Raw genomic sequence first — 955 nt, 5'->3', positions numbered from 1 at the left:
GTAACGGCTCCGTATATGAAAAGTAGCGCTGAAAATAAGCTGTTACTTTTCGTATTAAACACAAGCCAATTTTTAAATTTTACTATTTATTTTTTACTTGGAAATCGTCAAATTTAAAAATTTGGCGACTTTCCAAAAATGCCTAAACCTTATTGTTAGCAACGACTTTCGCTATTTTTTATATACAATGTTGCCATTAGTACTTTTCGCAAGACTTAGACATTTAGCGATAATTTAAGACTTCCGCCCAATCCTTCGCGAATTATTCTCATCAGAGTAGAAAGTCGAATGTCACTTGCATTGTTCTCAATTCGAGAAATATAGCTTTTGGTCGTTCCAACTTTATCAGCAAGCTGTTGTTGCGTTAAGTTTTTACTTTTCCTTGCTTCTTGGATTAATACACCAATTCTGAATGCCTCAAATTCCTCTTGAAACTTTTCTCTGGTGTCAGTTCCTTTTTTTCCGTATTTAGCGTCTAAATGGTCGTCCCAAGTCGTTACGTTATTTTTTGTTTTCATAATATTCTTTTTTAAGTCTTTCAGCTCGTTTAATTTCCGATTTTGGTGTCTTTTGTGTTTTTTTTTGAAATCCACTTAATAAGACAACTAAATTTCCTTTGTCAAAAAAGCAGAATATTCTAAAGATTCCATTGTTGGCAGAAACTCGAATTTCCCAAAGGCCGTCAGTTTTGGTCAAATGCTTAAAATACTTTTCAGGCACAATTTTGTTCGTTTGGACTAATGTTACTGTCCAGTCGATTTTGTCCTGTACTTTTTTATTCTGTTTATTATAAAAATCCCAAAAGTGATTCTTATAGATTTCGATTTTCCGATTGAATTCACTCAAATCTGCTCAACTTTTAATTCAACACAAAGTTAGCTAATTAGATAACATTAAGCAAATTTTATTCCTAAATTTTGATGTGAAGACGGATTTTAGAGTATTAATGGCAACG

General features: G+C 32.4%; 2 protein-coding genes. Both read right to left on the bottom strand.

Annotated features, from left to right (window positions below; translation table 11 throughout):
* Positions 1-215 precede the first annotated feature (215 nt).
* Positions 216-518 (bottom strand): helix-turn-helix transcriptional regulator, encoded by a 303-nt coding sequence (locus tag Q0945_RS15955; RefSeq protein ID WP_299436652.1) that lies wholly within the window; start codon positions 516-518, stop codon positions 216-218.
* Complete coding sequence (locus tag Q0945_RS15950) at positions 502-846, bottom strand: type II toxin-antitoxin system RelE/ParE family toxin (RefSeq protein WP_299436649.1); 345 nt, start codon at positions 844-846, stop codon at positions 502-504. Before Q0945_RS15950 ends, Q0945_RS15955 begins: the two co-directional genes overlap by 17 nt.
* Positions 847-955 lie beyond the last annotated feature (109 nt).

Source organism: uncultured Maribacter sp. (assembly GCF_947500405.1).
Classification (GTDB): Bacteria; Bacteroidota; Bacteroidia; order Flavobacteriales; family Flavobacteriaceae; genus Maribacter_B.
The sequence above is the reverse complement of the archived record's forward strand: the minus strand, read 5'-3'. Positions and strand labels throughout refer to the sequence as shown.

Coding starts and splice junctions, on each gene's coding strand:
- Q0945_RS15955 (WP_299436652.1), bottom strand. CDS start 518: ATGAAAACAAAAAATAACGTAACGACTTGGGACGACCATTTAGACGCT.